Source organism: Ensifer sp. KUDG1 (genome assembly GCF_050434285.1).
GTDB lineage: Bacteria > Pseudomonadota > Alphaproteobacteria > Rhizobiales > Rhizobiaceae > Ensifer.
Map to the genome: position 1 here is coordinate 951,089 of NZ_JBNDIG010000002.1, position 17,594 is coordinate 968,682.

The 17,594-nt window shown below is 61.2% G+C and carries 14 protein-coding genes and 3 tRNA genes; 9 read left to right on the forward strand and 8 right to left on the reverse strand.

The window, feature by feature from the left end:
- Positions 1-15: 15 nt before the first annotated feature.
- The 4 genes from M2267_RS10165 (at position 16) to M2267_RS10180 (ending at position 6,465) form a co-directional block, all read left to right on the forward strand.
- A complete protein-coding gene (locus tag M2267_RS10165; RefSeq protein WP_429114529.1) occupies positions 16-468 on the forward strand; it encodes a GNAT family N-acetyltransferase in 453 nt (150 codons plus the stop codon).
- Positions 469-511: 43 nt separating this feature from the next.
- A complete protein-coding gene (locus M2267_RS10170; RefSeq protein ID WP_429114397.1) occupies positions 512-1,315 on the forward strand; it encodes a DUF72 domain-containing protein in 804 nt (267 codons plus the stop codon).
- A 787-nt stretch (positions 1,316-2,102) separates the two neighbouring features.
- Complete coding sequence (locus M2267_RS10175; protein WP_043614260.1) at positions 2,103-5,900, forward strand: vitamin B12-dependent ribonucleotide reductase; 3,798 nt, start codon at positions 2,103-2,105, stop codon at positions 5,898-5,900.
- A gap of 136 nt (positions 5,901-6,036) precedes the next feature.
- Positions 6,037-6,465, forward strand: coding sequence for a GNAT family N-acetyltransferase (locus M2267_RS10180; protein ID WP_429114400.1), 429 nt, complete (start codon positions 6,037-6,039; stop codon positions 6,463-6,465).
- A gap of 136 nt (positions 6,466-6,601) precedes the next feature.
- On the opposite strand, the gene M2267_RS10185 is transcribed toward M2267_RS10180, so the two are convergent.
- Entirely contained in the window at positions 6,602-8,950 is a 2,349-nt protein-coding gene (locus M2267_RS10185; protein WP_429114401.1) for an ethanolamine ammonia-lyase, read from the reverse strand.
- 150 nt (positions 8,951-9,100) lie between these two features.
- Positions 9,101-10,126 carry an alcohol dehydrogenase AdhP gene (gene adhP / locus M2267_RS10190; RefSeq protein WP_429114403.1) on the reverse strand — a complete coding sequence of 342 codons (1,026 nt, stop codon included), beginning with the start codon at positions 10,124-10,126 and terminating at the stop codon, positions 9,101-9,103.
- A gap of 380 nt (positions 10,127-10,506) precedes the next feature.
- Here adhP and M2267_RS10195 point away from each other — a divergent pair.
- Positions 10,507-10,582, forward strand: a tRNA-Ala gene (locus M2267_RS10195).
- A 151-nt stretch (positions 10,583-10,733) separates the two neighbouring features.
- Here M2267_RS10195 and M2267_RS10200 read toward each other — a convergent pair.
- Together M2267_RS10200 and M2267_RS10205 are read right to left on the reverse strand one after the other, a co-directional pair.
- A complete protein-coding gene (locus tag M2267_RS10200) occupies positions 10,734-11,336 on the reverse strand; it encodes a hypothetical protein (protein ID WP_156134020.1) in 603 nt (200 codons plus the stop codon).
- Positions 11,337-11,454: 118 nt separating this feature from the next.
- Positions 11,455-12,183 carry a hypothetical protein gene (locus M2267_RS10205; protein WP_429114405.1) on the reverse strand — a complete coding sequence of 243 codons (729 nt, stop codon included), beginning with the start codon at positions 12,181-12,183 and terminating at the stop codon, positions 11,455-11,457.
- 273 nt (positions 12,184-12,456) lie between these two features.
- Here M2267_RS10205 and M2267_RS10210 point away from each other — a divergent pair, with 273 nt between their 5' ends.
- Positions 12,457-12,708: a hypothetical protein gene (locus M2267_RS10210; RefSeq protein ID WP_052201701.1), complete on the forward strand. Its 252-nt coding sequence runs from the start codon at positions 12,457-12,459 to the stop codon at positions 12,706-12,708.
- 236 nt (positions 12,709-12,944) lie between these two features.
- On the forward strand, positions 12,945-13,667 hold the full coding sequence (gene lexA / locus M2267_RS10215; RefSeq protein ID WP_043614246.1) for a transcriptional repressor LexA: 723 nt from the start codon (positions 12,945-12,947) through the stop codon (positions 13,665-13,667).
- Positions 13,668-13,752: 85 nt separating this feature from the next.
- Here lexA and M2267_RS10220 read toward each other — a convergent pair whose 3' ends face one another.
- From M2267_RS10220 to M2267_RS10235, 4 genes are all read right to left on the reverse strand, one after another.
- Positions 13,753-14,085 (reverse strand): hypothetical protein, encoded by a 333-nt coding sequence (locus M2267_RS10220; protein ID WP_156134018.1) that lies wholly within the window; start codon positions 14,083-14,085, stop codon positions 13,753-13,755.
- A gap of 209 nt (positions 14,086-14,294) precedes the next feature.
- Positions 14,295-14,368 (reverse strand) — tRNA-Cys (locus M2267_RS10225).
- Between the two features lie 152 nt (positions 14,369-14,520).
- Positions 14,521-15,255, reverse strand: coding sequence for a thermonuclease family protein (locus M2267_RS10230; protein WP_043614241.1), 735 nt, complete (start codon positions 15,253-15,255; stop codon positions 14,521-14,523).
- Between the two features lie 215 nt (positions 15,256-15,470).
- Positions 15,471-15,764: a hypothetical protein gene (locus M2267_RS10235; RefSeq protein WP_043614612.1), complete on the reverse strand. Its 294-nt coding sequence runs from the start codon at positions 15,762-15,764 to the stop codon at positions 15,471-15,473.
- 159 nt (positions 15,765-15,923) lie between these two features.
- Between M2267_RS10235 and M2267_RS10240 the strand changes: the two genes are divergently transcribed.
- Together M2267_RS10240 and M2267_RS10245 are read left to right on the forward strand one after the other, a co-directional pair.
- Positions 15,924-15,998, forward strand: a tRNA-Asn gene (locus M2267_RS10240).
- Between the two features lie 98 nt (positions 15,999-16,096).
- A complete protein-coding gene (locus M2267_RS10245) occupies positions 16,097-17,560 on the forward strand; it encodes a cryptochrome/photolyase family protein (protein ID WP_429114408.1) in 1,464 nt (487 codons plus the stop codon).
- Positions 17,561-17,594: the final 34 nt, after the last annotated feature.

Genomic DNA, 17,594 nt, shown 5'->3' on the forward strand with positions numbered 1-17,594 from the left:
AGTGATCACGGCATGATGCGGCCTGCTCGTCTGGAAGATCTGGCCGCCGTGCAAAGCGTGACGGCGGCGGCCTATGAGCCCTATCGGGCGCTCTTTGGTGGGCCGCCGCTCCCGGTCACCGAGGATTACGCGCCTCGCATCCTTCGTGACGAGGTCTGGCTTCGGGAGCGAAATGAGGTTGTCTCGGCGCTTGCCGTTTTCGAACGGCACGCCGATCACCTTATGATTTTCAGCCTTGCCGTTGCCCCGGCCTGTCAGGGCCAGGGGCTCGGTATCGAATTGCTGCGCTTTGTGGATGCAAAGGCGGCCGAGTTGGGCTTGCCGGAGGTGCGGCTCTACACCAATTCACGCATGGAGCGAAACATCGCGCTCTATCGCGCCTATGGATTTCAAGAAACGGGTCGCCGACCCAATCCCTATCGTCCAGGGTGGACACTCGTGGACATGACGAAATCGATCAAAGAGTAAAAAAGTAGGCGGTCAAGCGATGGCCGTCGTTGAGGAGGATGGCATGGCAAAATCCGGAAAGATTCGCGTTGGTATCGGCGGCTGGACCTTCGAGCCCTGGGAAGGCACCTTCTATCCCGACACACTGGCAAAGAAGCGGCAGCTTGAATTTGCCGGCAAAGAGCTGCGGGCGATCGAGGTGAACGGCACCTATTACTCGTCGCAGAAGCCGGAGACCTTCGCCAAGTGGGCGTCGGAAGTGCCTGATGATTTCATCTTCTCCCTGAAGGCGAGCCGCTTCGTCACCAACCGCAAGGTTCTGTCGGAAGCCGGTGAATCCATGGAGCGTTTCCTGACGCAGGGCCTGACCGAGCTCGGCCCCCATCTCGGCCCCATCCTCTGGCAGTTCGCGCCGACGAAGAAGTTCGAGCCCGACGATTTCGAAGGCTTTTTGAAGCTTCTGCCGGAGAAACAGGACGGCTTGCCGCTGCGCCATGTGGTCGAGGTCCGCAACCCAACCTTCCAGTCTGCGGATTTTGTCTCGCTGCTGGAGAAATACGGCGTCGCCGTCGTGCTCGCCGAGCATGCGGACTATCCGATGATCGCCGATGTCACCGCCGATTTCGTCTATCTCCGCCTGCAGAAGGGCAGCGACGAGATCAAGACCTGCTATGCCGCCGACAAACTCGACCTCTGGGCCGACCGCGCCAAGGCGTTTTCAGCCGGCGACGAGCCGAGCGGCCTTGAGAAAAGCGCGCCTGATCGCAAGGCCAAGAAGGAACCGCGCGACGTGTTCGCCTACTTCATCACCGAGGGCAAGGTGAATGCACCGAATGGCGCACGCGAGCTGCAAAAGCGCGTCGACTGACATCAGCGGGGCCAGATTGCGCGCAGACGCGTCTGGCCCGTTTGGGGCGCATCGGCGCCCGCGAACCATACCACTCGCTTTATCCCAGGCCTGTCGCAGGGCGTCGATGATCCGCCGTGTCGCGGGCTGCGCCAACGTCGGCTGTGCACCAAATGCCGGTGCTTACCGGACCGCTAAAAACGAATCACTGTCCCACCCCATATCGCTTTCGCTGACGCAACCGAGCCTGCCGTAAGGGACACTTTTTATGCGGGTTTTTACCCGTCAAAATTTCGTTTGCGCGCCGACCGTTGCGTCAGTCTCACAGGCAACCTCCGGAAGTGCCTGATTTTCATGGCATTGGCCGATGTCCCCGTTTTCCACAGCTGACCCACACAACATCTAGCGCTCAAACTTCCGTCACAAACCACCCCTTGACGCCCCCGGACGATTCACGGTTAATGGATTTCACGTTGCAACGGCGGCGGACCGGATTGTTCAAGTCCCGGTTCCTCTCCCAAAATCGGCGGTTCTGAAAGGCGGCAGTCATGGATTTCACCATGGGGTCGCCCTGAGGATTTCTGTGCGATTTTTCGGGTCCACCGGGGCAATATTTGGCTGGCATGAAGAAGTTGTTGATACTATATTTAGTATTTGCAGCCAGCCTATCTCACAAGATACAGGGTCACCCAGCTATGGGTTTCTCTCCAAGGACGGAAGCTGAGACTGGCTGCGGGATGCCCCTCGCGGCCGGGCGGGGACAATTGCGCCTGTGGCGGGCGCTAGGCAACACGAAGGACCAGGGACAATGAAGATCGAACGTCGTTTCACGAAAGCCGGGCAATCCGCCTATGCGGAGATCGAATTCCGCAAGGCTACGAGTGAAATCAAGAACCCCGATGGTTCGATCGTTTTCCGCCTTGCCGATATCGACGTGCCGGCTCAGTTCAGCCAGGTTGCCGCCGACATTCTCGCGCAGAAGTATTTCCGCAAGGCCGGCGTACCCGCCAAGATGAAGCGCGTCGAGGAGAACGATGTCCCCTCCTTCCTCTGGCGCGCGGTTCCCGACACGGATGCGCTGAAGGCGCTGCCGAAGGATGAGCAGTACGGTTCCGAAACCGATGCCCGTCAGGTCTTCGATCGCCTGGCCGGCACCTGGGCCTATTGGGGCTGGAAGGGCGGCTACTTCGACACCGAAGAAGACGCCTCCGCCTTCCAGGACGAACTTGCCTACATGCTCGCCACGCAGCGCGTCGCGCCGAACTCGCCGCAATGGTTCAACACCGGCCTGCACTGGGCCTATGGCATCGACGGCCCCGGCCAGGGCCACTTCTATGTCGACCCCTTCACCGGCAAGCTGACGAAGTCGAAGTCGGCTTACGAGCATCCGCAGCCGCATGCCTGCTTCATTCAGTCGGTCGGTGACGATCTCGTCAACGAAGGCGGCATCATGGATCTCTGGGTGCGTGAAGCGCGCCTGTTCAAGTACGGCTCCGGCACCGGCTCCAACTTCTCCTATCTGCGCAGCGAAGGCGAAAAGCTCTCGGGCGGCGGCAAGTCCTCCGGCCTGATGTCGTTCCTCAAGATCGGCGACCGCGCTGCCGGCGCGATCAAGTCGGGCGGCACCACCCGCCGCGCCGCCAAGATGGTCGTCGTCGACATCGACCATCCGGATATCGAGGAATACATCAACTGGAAGGTCAAGGAAGAGCAGAAGGTTGCCGCCCTCGTCACCGGTTCCAAGGTCGTCGCCAAGCATCTGAAGGCGATCATGAAGGCCTGCGTCAACTGCGACGGCACGGACGACGCCTGCTATGACCCGAAGCAGAACCCGGCACTGAAGCGCGAAATCCGCGCCGCCAAGCAGGCGCTGGTTCCGGAAAACTACGTCCAGCGCGTCATCCAGTTCGCCAAGCAGGGCTACAAGGACCTCGAGTTCAAGACCTACGACACCGACTGGGATTCGGAAGCCTACCTCACGGTTTCGGGCCAGAACTCCAACAACTCCGTCTCGATCAAGGACGACTTCCTGCGCGCCGTCGAAACCGATGGCGATTGGCACCTGACGGCCCGCAAGGACGGCCGCGTCATGAAGACGCTGAAGGCACGCGACCTCTGGGAATCGATCTCCTACGCCGCCTGGGCGTCGGCCGATCCGGGCCTGCACTTCAACACGACGATGAACGACTGGCACACGAGCCCCGCCGCCGGCCCGATCCGCGCGTCGAACCCGTGCTCGGAGTACATGTTCCTCGACGACACCGCCTGCAACCTCGCCTCCCTGAACCTGATGACGTTCAAGGATGCGGCGACCAAGCGCATCAATATTGCCGACTACGAGCACGCCGTCCGCCTGTGGACCATCGTTCTCGAAGTCTCGGTCATGATGGCGCAGTTCCCGTCCCGCGAGATTGCCGAGCTTTCCTACGAATACCGCACGCTCGGCCTCGGCTACGCCAATATCGGCGGCCTGTTGATGTCCTCGGGCATTCCTTATGACAGCGCCGAAGGCCGCGCCATTGCCGGTGCGCTGACCGCGATCATGACCGGCATCTCCTACGCCACCTCGGCCGAGATGGCCGAGAAGCTGGGTCCGTTCCCGGGCTTTGCGCCGAACCGCGACAACATGCTGCGCGTCATCCGCAACCACCGCCGCGCCGCCTATGGCGAGACGACCGGTTACGAAGCGCTGTCGGTCAACCCGGTTGCGCTCATCCATGGTGACAATCCGGATCAGGACCTCGTCATCCACGCCATGAGCGCCTGGGACAAGGCGCTGGAACTCGGCGAGAAGCACGGCTACCGCAACGCCCAGGCAACGGTTATCGCGCCGACCGGGACGATCGGTCTCGTCATGGACTGCGACACGACCGGCATCGAGCCTGACTTCGCGCTGGTCAAGTTCAAGAAGCTCGCTGGCGGCGGCTACTTCAAGATCATCAACCGCGCCGTTCCGGAAGCGCTTCGCTCGCTCGGCTATGGCGAAAGCCAGATCGCCGAGATCGAAGCCTACGCGGTCGGCCACGGCAACCTGAACCAGGCGCCGGCGATCAACCCGTCGACGCTGAAGGCCAAGGGTTTCACCGACGAAAAGGTGGAAGCGGTCAACGCCGCTCTGAAGAGCGCCTTCGACATCAAGTTCGTCTTCAACCAGTGGACGCTCGGCGCCGACTTCCTGAAGGGCACGCTGAAGGTCACCGACGAACAGCTAGGTTCGATGGACTTCAACCTGCTCGACCACATGGGCTTCTCCAAGAAGGACATCGAAGCGGCCAACATCCACGTCTGCGGGGCGATGACGCTGGAAGGCGCACCGTTCCTCAAGAACGAGCACCTGCCCGTCTTTGATTGCGCCAACCCCTGCGGCAAGATCGGCAAGCGCTACCTCTCGGTCGAAAGCCACATCCGCATGATGGCGGCCGCCCAGCCGTTCATCTCGGGCGCCATCTCCAAGACGATCAACATGCCGAACGAGGCGACCGTCGAGGACTGCAAGAACGCCTACATGCTCTCCTGGAAGCTGGCGCTGAAGGCAAACGCCCTCTATCGCGACGGCTCCAAGCTGTCGCAGCCGCTGAACGCCTCGCTGATCGAGGACGACAAGGACGAGGATGCGCTGGAGGATCTGATCCAGGCGCCCGCCGCCGCCCAGGCCGTCACCATCACCGAGAAGATCGTCGAGCGTGTCATCGAGAAGGTGATCCGCGCCCGCGAAAAGCTGCCGAACCGCCGCCAGGGCTACACCCAGAAGGCCGTCGTCGGCGGTCACAAGGTGTATCTGCGCACCGGCGAGTTCGGTGACGGCCGCCTCGGCGAGATCTTCATCGACATGCACAAGGAAGGCGCCGCCTTCCGTGCGATGATGAACAACTTCGCGATCGCCATCTCGCTCGGCCTGCAGTACGGCGTGCCGCTCGAAGAATATGTGGAGGCCTTCACCTTCACCAAGTTCGAGCCGGCCGGCATGGTCCAGGGCAACGACGCGATCAAGAACGCGACGTCGATCCTCGACTACGTCTTCCGCGAACTGGCGGTTTCCTATCTCGGCCGTCACGATCTTGCTCACGTGGACACGTCCGATTTCGGCAACACCGCACTCGGCAAGGGCATCCAGGAAGGCAAGACCAACCTGATCTCGACCGGCTGGACCCGCGGCTACAAGCCGACGATCGTCGGCGGCACCGGCGAGCGGGCCTCCAGCGAGCCCAAGGGCTCGTCGACGGGTGCTCCCGCCCGCGCCTCCTCGGGCGCGACCGTGACGGCGATCGCCGGAAACACGGTGCGCAAGCTGGAAACGACGACCGCGATCGCCACCTCGGAAATCGTCGCTTTCAAGCGCGACTATGAAGAGCGGGCTGCGGAGCTGGCAGAAGAGATCGCCGACGAAGTCGAGCAGGAAGTCACCGCCCTCTTCTCCGACAAGGCGGCCGCCGAAGCGGCATCGGCCAAGTCGGATGCCAAGAAGGTGGAAGCCGAACGCCGCGCCCGCTCGATCATGCAGGGCTACACCGGCAACATGTGCACCGAGTGCCAGAACTTCACCATGGTGCGCAACGGCACCTGCGAGAAGTGCGACACCTGCGGTGCAACGAGCGGCTGCAGCTAAGCGGTCCGTCGTCGCTGACGACGTCCGAACGATAACGGCAAGCATTGCCAACCCGAAGTTTTCTTCGGGTTGGATTGCTTTATAGAACAAAACAAGAATCTATAGGCCGAGCCACCATGCGACCGAGTTTCTAGCCATGCCCACCCCGATCATAGACATTATACTTGAAGACCCGAACCGGGATGACCTCAGTGGCATCGTCGCACCGCTCGACGCTTACAATGACGCCCATAGCGGCATGGCCGATCTGCCCGGTTTTGCCGTCGTGCTTCGCGATCCGGAGACGAAAGTCGCGACGGGTGGGCTCTATGCGACCGATGGATATGGCTGGGCCTTTATCCGTTACCTCGCCGTTCCCGATGAATACCGCGGCCAAGGCCTTGGCCGACGCCTGATCGAGGAAGCGGAGAAGATCGCGCGCCAGCGCGGCTATGTCGGCCTCTGGCTCGACACCTTCGAATTCCAGGCCCGGCCGTTTTATGAAAAGCTCGGCTTCGAGGTCTTTGGTGAACTCGAAGGCGGTGAAGGGGCGATTGCGCGCTACTTTCTGAAGAAGCGGTTCTGACGTCGGAAAGTCACGCCCCGAAGAAGCAACCGCGTTTTCTGCCCTCCGAAAGCAGCAGCATGCGGCGGCGACACGATGCACGACCGCCGACGCCACCGGACAGCGAGTGCCTTGTTGCCCTACAACGCGTTCAGGGTCACCCGAAGCGCCGGCTGCCGTTGACGTCCTTGCCGATGATCTCCCGGATAATGGTCAAGGTTTCCTTCGCCGCTTCTTTAGGTGCAAGTGCTGTGTCGGCGACGTTGCTGACCAGCTTCGTCATGTCGTGATCGATGTCCTTCTCCGCCCAACGCTTTCCTTTGGCGACGGTGATGTAGACGGAGTAGGCATGGTGCATGGTCCCGGGCCGCTCGCCGATGATGTGGAGAATTCCTCGAAAGGTGTTGGGATCGGCGTCGGCAAACAACGTCTCGCCGATCCTGTAGCCAGCCCGCACCCTGCCGCTGGTGACCAGGATGTTCTTGTCGCTCACCGAGACGCCGGCATCGCCGAGCAGCCTGCGCATTTCCTCCAGATAGGGCGAAAGATGGCCGTCATCCATGATGGCCTTGGCGTTCAGGCCATCTGAAATGACGATCTGGCCCTTGGGCATATCGCCTTTCCACGACGCCCTGATCGCTTCGATAGCCTTGATTGAGTCCGGGCTCAGCGTTTCACCGGTGGTCGGGTGCGCGATGTAGTCGTTCCGATCCTTGGACAGCGTGCGAACCGGGACGACGCTGGGCACGGCCGCAATGAAATCCGGCGTAAGTTCGGCCCAAAGAGAGAGTTTGGCGTCGTCGTAAAGACCCCTCACCTTCGTCGCGAGCGCCGGGTTGAGATCCCATATCTTCTCACCATGGCCCGTCGCCAGATCCACGCCCCTTGCCTCGACTTCCGTCATCAGCCGCCGACCCTCGGCGTAAACCTTCTCCTTCGGCCGCTTGTCCCCCTTGGCGAGGCGGTACTGGTAATAGACCCAGAGGGGATCGCCATAATTTGACGTGTAGGTGTTGTCCTTGCCGACTATTCCAAGTCGTTTGTAGAAATCCCACATCGCATCGTTGACCTTGAAGCCGAACTTATCCCTCACGCGCACGTGGTCCTGAAATGCGGTCGTGAGATAACTCAGCATCGGGTCGTTCTTGGTGGGCAGAGCAATCAGGTAGGCCGGGTTGGCCGGCATGATCTGGTCCTGGCACCAATCGAGATCGTCCAGGCTGACGGTCATGTGCAGGGTGGTGCAGATATCGAGGCCGATGGTCAGGCCGTGGAGCTTGCCCATCACCATGTCCTCGAGGCAGCACCGCACGAGTTGTTCCCGGCTCTTGAACACTTCAGGCCCAATAAAGCCGGCGACATCGTTGACATGCAGCCATGCGCCCTTCGGCTGCACTTTCGCAAGTTCCATGCCGATGGCCCGGCTGAACCCGTACTTCCGGGACTCAAGCACCATCATGTCGACACCGTTTGCCGCGCCGTTGGTGAATTCCGATCCTTGCCCGGTTTCGAAGTAGAGACCGTAGCGCTCCCCTGCCTTCGCGTTTGCATATTTCAGGATCTTCTCATTGGTGATGTCGAAGATCTTGTTGCAATCATCCGTACCGGCAAGGCTCTGGAACAAGGTGGAGACTGTGCCGGGAAAGTCCTCGCTGACCTCACCCTGGACGTCGATGTGGGCGAGCACGCACCACGGAATGACGTCTACCAGCTTGAACGTATCCACGATGTCTTTCAGCGCCCGCTCCACCGTGACCACGCTGTCGACGGTGCTGTCCACCGGGTTGGTACCGATGACGATATCTCCGGTCGCGTAGGAAAACGCGTCGAAGACCTGCCACATGATGTCGTCGGGATGGTCGGTCGGCGAATTCGGCTGGATCCGTGCGCCCATGTATCCCTTGGCCCCCAACTTGGTGCCGGGCATGACATTGAAGATCTTTTGGCTGACGGCGATCAGCTCGTCATTGCTCATCAGTTTCGGCACACAGCCGATGGTATCGCTGGTCAGGCCATACATGACGCCTTTGATCTCATCTTCCGATTTGGTCAGAAGAAATTCCTTCAGCTGGCCCATGGTCCAGTCCTTCAGCTTTTCCTGCTGGACCTTGTCGGTGGTCTGCCAGATCAGTCGTTGCAGATCGTCCTCAAACAGAGGGTGCCGATCGAGGTCTGCGATCTTCGTTCTTGCCAGGAGGCCTCGTGCGTTCGTTCGGGACGCGTCACTGTCCGCAGCCACACCGATTGTTTGGTCGCCTTCCTTGAAGGCATTCGCGCATCCCAGCACCTGCCGATAGGTCGTCTCGTCAAAGCCACCCTTGATCCTGCTGATATAGGCAAAGACGTCCTCATCCTGCTTCACCTCGTCGATTGCGAGGTTGCTTGCGCCCGCTGCGGCACGGGCGGCGTGACTATAGGCGGTCAGCGTGGCCGCTGCGGTCCCCGCCACCAGCAGGAGGTCGCGCCTGGACAGTGCATGCTGGTCTGAGAACATGCCTTTGCGCATTGCCATTTCCTTTCCGCAAAAGGTCTATCGGCATTTCGCCGGACGACTCACTGGCGACCGGCGATTGAAGGAAAGCGCACAAGAATAAATGCTCGACACGTGTCACTTGGGCATGGACCCGGTGAGCCTCGACCAACCAGGCCAAGTCGATTACTGCAGGCTCATCACGATGCGACCGTCGATCTTGCCGGCTTCCATGCGGCGGAAGATCTCGTTGATGTTCTCGAGGCTATCCCACGAGAAATGCGGCGCGACCTTGCCTTCGGCGGCGAATTGCAGCGATTCCTCCAGGTCCTGGCGGGTGCCGACGATCGAACCACGCACCGTGATGCGCTTCAGAACCGTTTCAAAGACCGGCACAGAGATCATGCCGGGGGGAAGGCCGACGAGCGCCATGGTGCCGCGCGAGCGAAGGAAGCCGAACGCCTGTTCCATCGCAGCCGGTGAGACGGCAGTCACAAGCGCGCCATGCACGCCGCCGGTAGCCTTGATGACCTGCTCGACCGCATCCTTCGCCTTGCCGTTGACCGTGATGTCGGCGCCCAGTTGCTTTGCCAACGCCAGCTTGTCGTCAAAAATGTCGGCGGCGACGACATGCATGCCCATCGCCTTGGCGTATTGCACGGCCATGTGGCCGAGCCCCCCGATGCCGGAGACTGCCACCCATTCGCCAGGACGGACTTCGGTCTCCTTCAATCCCTTGTAGACGGTCACACCCGCGCAGAGCACCGGCGCGGCAGGGCCGAACTCCAGCGCGTTCGGCAGGCTGCCGACGAAATCAGGATCCGCCAGTCCGTACTCCGCAAACGTTCCGTTGACCGAATATCCCGTGTTCGACTGGGCCGCGCACAGCGTCTCCCAACCCGTACGGCAATGCGGACAGTAGCCGCAGGCGCTGTGAAGCCAGGGAACGCCGACCCGGTCTCCCTCTTTCACTCTTTTGACGCCGGCGCCGACCGCCGAGACATAGCCGACGCCCTCGTGTCCGGGAATGAACGGTGGACTGGGTTTTACCGGCCAGTCGCCGTTTGCGGCATGGAGATCGGTATGACAAACGCCCGTTGCTTCGTATTTGACCAGGATCTGCCCCGGCTGCGGCGTGGGCACCGCCAATTCGTCGATCGTCAGCGGCGCGCCGAATTGCCGGACCACGGCCGCCTTCATCATCTGAGCCATTTGCCAATCCTCCTCCAATCGCCGGGCCACGGAGAGGTTTCTGATGGGAACAGCGGGCCGGCAGGGGCCTATCTCACATACGAAAATCGTGTAATTGGCGCGGGCATCATGGCGTTCACAACCGGTGCCCGGACGGCATTTCATGGTTGGCGTGTACCGCCGACACTTCAACGAGGCTCACGGAGCGCCATCGTCCGGTTGCAGGGTAAACCCGCCGGCAGAGTTCGACAATGGGTGGAGTTCAGAAGCGGTTCAGAGCCCGACGGCCTCGCTCCTCCTAGCCGGATCGAGCAACACTTATCGGGCAACGACGTTCGAGCGGGCGTGCTGGCGCGCGTCTATTGACAGGCTCGGCGGCCGTCGTGTTGACTGGATGGCACGGGGCCGTAGCTCAGTTGGGAGAGCGCCGCAATCGCACTGCGGAGGTCGAGGGTTCGACTCCCTTCGGCTCCACCAAGGCAAACAGAATTGAGCCAATTGCCGAAGCACTGGAGGAGTGGCTGATTTGTAATCAGCAGATCGCAAGTTCGAGTTTCTCTGGGGACACCACTCGTCCCGGCCACCGCCCGGCCTTCGCGCAACAACGCCCGCTCGCGCGCCCCTGTTTTCAGAGGCTAAACGGATCCCGTGCCGAGCGTTTTTCGCTCGGTGCATTGAACGGATCCGCCTTCTTCTCCTTGGACTTGCGGCCCTCGTCGGCGATGATCTCGTCGACTGCCTTCTGGCACTTCATCAGCTCTTCGGCTGCGGGGCCGGTGCCACGCAGGCTGAGATTGGCGATGACGCGATCTTCGAACGCGATGGCCAAGCCCCGCTTGCGCACGAAGCCCGTCAGGAACTCGGCGTCGGTCACGTTCACGAACAGAAACTTTCCGCTCGCGTCGCCAGCGGCGGTCGCCGAAGCGCTCCAGGGCTCGGTCTTGTCGAAGCGGAACGTCAGGTCGTATTCCTTGCCGACCTCGAGCGACCGCCAGTCGTCGCTGGCGAAGCTCATGTAGAGCGGCGACTCGGAGCCCTTGGGATAGAACCCGAGGCGCAAGGTGACGCCGCCGTCGAATTCCGACGAGATGAAGCAGGAGCCCTCCATCGAGGTGTCGGATGCAACGGTCCAACCGTCGACGTCCTTCCACTTGATGATTTCGGACTCCTCAGCCGCAGCCGATCCCGCGGCGATCAGACAGCTTACCAATCCGACCAGCAATCTACGCATGCAAAACCCCCGTTTGCCCGCATTTTGATAGGTCCCCGCGCCGCTGTCGAGGGTACCGAGCCCGATACCAGCAACATTTTAGGAATATTCACCTCTCTGCGGCAAGCGGACGCGCCCATCACATGGCAAAAGGATCTTTCGACGACTTGGTCTGGCCGCCACCGGCAAACGGATCGTTGTTCGGGGCAGTGCCACCGGCGCCAGCAAAGGGATCGTTCGCTGCCCCCTGCCCGCCATTCGGGATCAGGGCGCTCACCGCCTCCTGACATTTGAACATCTCGCTCACCGCCTTCATCGAATCGCGCAGGCTGAGGCTCGCGACGACGCGTCCCTCGAAGGCCAGCGCCAAGGTGTTCTTGCGAACGAATTCGGTAAAGAAGTCGGTGTTGGAAAAGTTGACGACGAGGGCCTTGGCGCCGGTAAGATCGACGCCGAACGCAACGGCCGGCCACTGGCGACCACGGTCGAGCTGCAGGGCGACGTCATATTCCCGCTGCGGCTCGATGGATTTCCACTCGGCATTGCCGATCGAAAGAAACGCCAGGTTCGCCGACCCCCGCGGATAAAACCCGATACGAAGGATCGCGCCGGCATCATAGCTCGTCGCGGCGTAACACGAGCCTCCAAGGGAAGGATCGGACCCCACCGTCCAGGCGTTGATCCGTTTCCAGATGTTCGAACGCCCTTCTTCAGCAGACGCCGCTCCGGCCGTGAGCAACAGACCGAGCACCACCAACGACAATCTACGCATGCAATTACTCCACTTTCCACGCAAAGTTATCTTTTTTTGACCTCCTGTCGAGACGGTGAAGCCCCTTCCTCGCAGGGATTTTTGCGCATCCCCCACCCCCGGCCCCAGAGCCGATAGTGCCGGTGCGTTCTTCGCCCGTCGCAAGAGGAACGGTCAAGATGAACTCGAGGTGCAGCGGCTGGCGCAAATCAGACACAGCCTGCAGGCAAAGAGCTGTTGAACACGGCAGAGTGATCGCCATGCTTGCTGGACTTCGGAACGAAAGCACGGTTCACATCGTTTCCCACCCTGTAGTGCCACCCCTTCATCAAGTGGACGTTCCCCGTGCTTGCCGCCCTGCTTCTCGCTTCGATAGTCGCATCGCCCAATATGCCTGACGTCAAGCTCAGCGCTGCGACGGTGGATGAACTCCAGACCGATTTCGAACGGGCCGTGCCGTGCCACCAGATCGATGGACGCAACGTGTGGAAGGGCGCGCTGGCGTTCTACATCCAGTCCTTCGTTTATGACGGCGACACGCCCGTCGCGACCGACGCGGCCGACGCGGTGCTTCCGGAAGACAACAGCGCAGAGACGGTGAAGGAGTTCGAGGACGCCTGCTCGACCTCGCAAGCGACCTAAATCTCTCCTCATAGAGCCCCGTGATTCGCTCGAATCAGCTGCGCGACTGGTGCCTGCCGGCGCGTTTTTGGCACGCACCGTCGCCGATAGGCGCCCTGCTCCCGCAAAAGTGACCGATCGACACCCGCAGAAGCGGCCAATTGCCTGAATTCACGGAATTTTAGGCACTTGCGGAACACATATGGAACAGATAGTGTCTGTTCTTGATTTGTTTCACGCCTCTGGAGCGACGTGCCATGCTGACCCGCAAGCAACAGGAATTGCTTCTGTTCATTCACGAACGCATGAAGGAGTCGGGCGTACCGCCGTCATTCGATGAAATGAAGGATGCGCTCGACCTGGCGTCGAAGTCCGGCATCCACCGTTTGATCACCGCGCTCGAAGAACGCGGCTTCATTCGCCGGCTGCCGAACCGGGCGCGCGCGCTCGAAGTCATCAAGCTTCCGGAAGCCTACGCCGCCGGCCAGCAGCAGCCGCGCAGAGGCTTCTCGCCGAGCGTGATCGAAGGCAGCCTTGGAAAGCCGCCGGCGGCCGCTCCTGCCGCGCCGAAGCCCGCCCCAGTTGCCGAAAGCACGTCAGTTTCCGTCCCGGTGATGGGGCGCATCGCTGCCGGCGTTCCGATCTCGGCAATCCAGAACAACACCCATGACATCACCGTGCCGCTCGACATGATCGGCAGCGGCGAACATTACGCCCTTGAAGTGAAGGGCGATTCGATGATCGAGGCCGGCATCTTCGATGGCGACACGGTGATCATCCGCAACGGCAACTCGGCCAATCCCGGCGACATCATCGTGGCGCTCGTGGACGACGAGGAAGCGACGCTGAAGCGCTTCCGTCGCAAGGGCGCGTCGATTGCGCTCGAAGCCGCCAACCCCGCCTACGAGACGCGCATCTTCGGACCGGATCGCGTGAAGATCCAGGGCAAGCTTGTCGGGCTGATCCGCCGCTACCATTGAGCTGCAGGCAGAACACCGGATCAAAAAAGAGCCTCGCCAAGGCAATTGGCGAGGCTCTTTCCATTTCGGGTGAAATCCAGATCGTCTATTCGTGGATCGTATATTCTCCGAGCTCGCAGAGATCCTGCGTGTCCTCGGTCGTATCGAGGGCCGAGCCCTCCTCGAATTCGAATCGCATGTCGTATTTGCAGACGTCCCGCCCGTCGGCAATGGTGATCTCCATGCTCTCGCCGGGGTTCAGGACCTGCCGACCGAAAACATCGTCTTCCCACTCATTGACGCCGACCGGTGACGTATAGAAGTTCGTCAGTACCACGCTGGTGTTGTTCTTCAGCTGGAAAACCAGGTCGTCAGCGTGCGCCTCAATAGCGGTCGCCGCAAAACACGCCAACGCCGTCAGGATCAGTCTCTTTTTCATTGATGCCATTGCCTCCGTTCTTAATGTTGACGGACGCTACCGATGCGGCTGATCTCAGCGGAGTCATCGTTCCCCCTCTACCGATTTCACCGAAGCGATAAGATCCGACGGAGGCATAGGAGACGTGGCTTGCGCGGACGTGGGGTCGCGAAACGACCCGCGCTGCCCTAAGGCAGAACGTCAAACCAATTCAAACGAGGTGAGATTTTTGGAGGCCTCGCCCGGAATTGAACCGGGGTACAAGGATTTGCAGTCCTCTGCGTCACCACTCCGCCACGAGGCCTCACAGCTCGGATAACCAAGCGTTGGCGCGGATTTAGAATGATTGCAGAAAAACCGCAAGAGGCATTTTCTGAAAAACGCGCCGTCGATTTGTTGGATAGATACTTTCCACAGAACGATCGCCGATGCCCGCCGATCGGCTCCCGGTTGATCTCAGCACCAGGGCGTCGGGCGTCCATCCCACGGGCGCACGAGCCCCTCGGAGACAAGCACGCGTCCAAGAGATTGATCGCCACGGGTAACCAGGCGCAGTTTTTCGCCGGCCTTGGCGTCTGATCGCCCGCCTGCCGAAACCAGCTTGAAGTCGCCCGCGTTCAGCAACTCGCGCAGGCGCTGCTTGGCGTAGAAGCCGCGCGAACGCTCCTTGTCGCAGCTTGCCTGGCGGATTCGCGGCGCATCGACGTCGGCGACACGGATCGTCTCGCCATGAAAGACGAAGGTGGAGCCATCGATCACGCAGTTGTCGTTGCGAATGCCGCAGAAATAAAACTGGTCGGTGCGGATGGACGCCGTCTTCACCTCTTCATTCGGCCGCACGACGGGGGTTGGCGGCGTGACGCCGACATTCACCGACGGCACCGGTGCGGCCAGGGCGACCTTCGTGACCGGGTCGGGCTTCGGATTAGGCTTGTGCCTGTCCGCCTGATGCGCGACGCGCTCCTGCGCTTCAGGAACGGCACGCGGAGGCTTCGGCTTCGTTTCCGTTCGCGACGCAAAAGCCACGACATCGGAAACCACGGGCCAGTGCCGCAACTCGGCGCGATGGTCATAGGCCATGACGCCGCCAAGGGTGAGCGCTGCGGCCAGATACCACGGCGCCATGCCGCCCTGCTTGCTGCTGCTTCTGCCCGAACTGCGGCGTCGACGTTTCGTAGTGGCTTTGGCCATCGGTCCCCATCCTGATTCGAGACCGCATTATGCGTTTGATGGGTTGCCGAAAAGTTTTCGAGGGTACCCCAACAGAGGGGAAGCCTGCGACGAACCGGTCATTCGCCCTGAGCATCACGGCGGTTCTTGAAATATTCGGGAATCGAACCGCGACCGCCCGAAGGACTGGGAACGGCCCCTGCCCGCAACAAGAGGAGCGGCAAACGGCGTTCGGCTCAGGAACCCTTCGAGGAATTGGTTTTCCCGCGCCAGCGCGCCCACCAGACGGCCAGGCGACGACGACGGCGGCGAACCGAGGGAATGTCGTGGGAAAGCACGATCAGGCCCAGCGGTATCATCCAGAAGCCCAGCACGGGCAGGAAGCCGAGAAAACCGCAGAACACCAGCAGCGAACCCAGCAGGATGCGCAAGAGCGGAGAGTCGGGCAGCGCGATGCGCCATTTGCCCAGCACGATCTGTCGTGTCTGCGGATCAATGCCGAAATGCATCTGCTTCCTGTTTTTATTCATCATTCCCTATCCGGCGTGTTTTCCCACAATTGGGGACTTCTCCACAGCCTCGCAACGGAACTTGTCATTTTTTTTGAAAAAAGCGCTTGGCAAATCAGAAAAGCATGCGTATTAGCAGCCTCACTTCTGAAGCGCACAGCACAACAGCGGCGCGGATGATCCCTGGTAGCTCAGCGGTAGAGCATTCGACTGTTAATCGACAGGTCGCCGGTTCGAATCCGGCCCGGGGAGCCACTTTCTAAAAGAGCCATTTGCAGCGATGCGAATGGCTCTTTTTCATTTTGCACCTATGTTCCCTGGGTGATCAATCCCCAACCTCCCGATGGTTCTCCATGACAAAGGCCGCGGCGCCGCCCATCATCGTCTGGTTCCGCAAGGATCTTCGCCTGGCCGACAATCGCGCCCTTTCGGCCGCTGCCGGCGAAGCCGCCGTCATTCCCCTCTATATTCGCGAACCCGCCGACAGCGGCAACGGTCCGCTCGGCGCGGCTCAGGAGTGGTGGCTGCACCATTCGCTTGAAGCTTTGGGCGCAAGTCTTACCGAGTGCGCTTCAAGCCTCGTTCTTCGATCAGGCACGCCGCTGGACGTGATCGTCGAGATCGCGCGCGCAAGCGGCGCGGAGCGCATCTACTGGAACCGCCGCTACGACCCGAGCGGCATCGCCACGGATACCGCGCTTAAGAAGGCGCTGGCCGAACGGGGCATCACCGCCGAGAGCTTTGCAGGACAGTTGCTGCACGAGCCCATGCGGCTGCTGACGACCACGGGCGGCCCCTACCGCGTGTTCACGCCGTTCTGGCGCGCGCTCGAGCTGAAAAACGAGCCGGCACCGCCGATCGACCGGCCGCACCATATTGCAGCACCGGAAACCTGGCCGCGATCGGAGCGCCTCGACGACTGGTCGCTGTTACCGACAAAGCCGGACTGGGCAGCAACATTCAGCGAGGTCTGGACGCCGGGCGAAGACGGCGCGGCCACCCGCCTCGAAGAATTCATCGACGAAAAGCTCGACGCCTACAAACGTCGCCGCGACTTTCCCGATGCGGATGGCACATCCCTGCTCTCGCCCCATCTGGCGTTTGGAGAAATCTCGCCGGCGCAGGCCTGGCATGCGGCAGCCGGCCCCCAGGCCGACAGCGGCGAAGGGGCCGCCACCTTCCGCAAGGAGCTCGCCTGGCGCGAATTCTCCTACCATCTGCTGTTTCATTATCCTGAGCTCCCCCGCCGCAACCTCGACCGTCGATTCGACCGCTTCCACTGGCTGAACGACGAGGACAATTTCACCGCCTGGACCAAGGGCCTCACCGGATACCCGATCGTCGATGCCGGCATGCGCCAGCTGTGGCGTCACGGCTACATGCACAATCGCGTCCGCATGATCGTCGCCTCCTTTCTCATCAAGGACCTGCTCGTCGACTGGCGAAAGGGAGAAGCGTGGTTCCGTGACACGCTAGTCGACGCGGATCCGGCCAACAATGGCGCAAGCTGGCAGTGGGTCGCCGGATCGGGCGCGGACGCCGCACCGTTCTTCCGGATCTTCAATCCGCTGCTGCAGGGCGAAAAATTCGACCCCGATGGTCTCTATGTGAAGCGCTTCGTGCCGGAACTGGAGCGCCTTTCCCCGCGCTATGTCCATCGCCCCTTCGCAGCGCCCGCCACAGCCCTTGCGGAAGCCGGCATCGAACTTGGTACGACCTATCCCAAACCGATGGTCGACCATGCCGTTGCGCGGGATCGGGCACTGGCGGCTTTCCGGCAAGTCACAGGCGCGCCGGGAGATTCCGAGGGCCCATAGACCCTCCGGTAGAATTCCTCAGTTGGCGTCTTGC

Excerpts from the sequence above, each read along its gene's own strand:
- M2267_RS10165 (WP_429114529.1), top strand. The coding sequence starts at position 16 with ATGCGGCCTGCTCGTCTGGAAGATCTGGCCGCCGTGCAAAGCGTGACG.
- M2267_RS10170 (WP_429114397.1), top strand. The coding sequence starts at position 512 with ATGGCAAAATCCGGAAAGATTCGCGTTGGTATCGGCGGCTGGACCTTC.
- M2267_RS10175 (WP_043614260.1), top strand. The coding sequence starts at position 2,103 with ATGAAGATCGAACGTCGTTTCACGAAAGCCGGGCAATCCGCCTATGCG.
- M2267_RS10180 (WP_429114400.1), top strand. The coding sequence starts at position 6,037 with ATGCCCACCCCGATCATAGACATTATACTTGAAGACCCGAACCGGGAT.
- M2267_RS10185 (WP_429114401.1), bottom strand. The coding sequence starts at position 8,950 with ATGCGCAAAGGCATGTTCTCAGACCAGCATGCACTGTCCAGGCGCGAC.
- adhP (WP_429114403.1), bottom strand. The coding sequence starts at position 10,126 with ATGGCTCAGATGATGAAGGCGGCCGTGGTCCGGCAATTCGGCGCGCCG.
- M2267_RS10200 (WP_156134020.1), bottom strand. The coding sequence starts at position 11,336 with ATGCGTAGATTGCTGGTCGGATTGGTAAGCTGTCTGATCGCCGCGGGA.
- M2267_RS10210 (WP_052201701.1), top strand. The coding sequence starts at position 12,457 with ATGCCTGACGTCAAGCTCAGCGCTGCGACGGTGGATGAACTCCAGACC.
- lexA (WP_043614246.1), top strand. The coding sequence starts at position 12,945 with ATGCTGACCCGCAAGCAACAGGAATTGCTTCTGTTCATTCACGAACGC.
- M2267_RS10220 (WP_156134018.1), bottom strand. The coding sequence starts at position 14,085 with ATGAAAAAGAGACTGATCCTGACGGCGTTGGCGTGTTTTGCGGCGACC.
- M2267_RS10230 (WP_043614241.1), bottom strand. The coding sequence starts at position 15,255 with ATGGCCAAAGCCACTACGAAACGTCGACGCCGCAGTTCGGGCAGAAGC.
- M2267_RS10235 (WP_043614612.1), bottom strand. The coding sequence starts at position 15,764 with ATGAATAAAAACAGGAAGCAGATGCATTTCGGCATTGATCCGCAGACA.
- M2267_RS10245 (WP_429114408.1), top strand. The coding sequence starts at position 16,097 with ATGACAAAGGCCGCGGCGCCGCCCATCATCGTCTGGTTCCGCAAGGAT.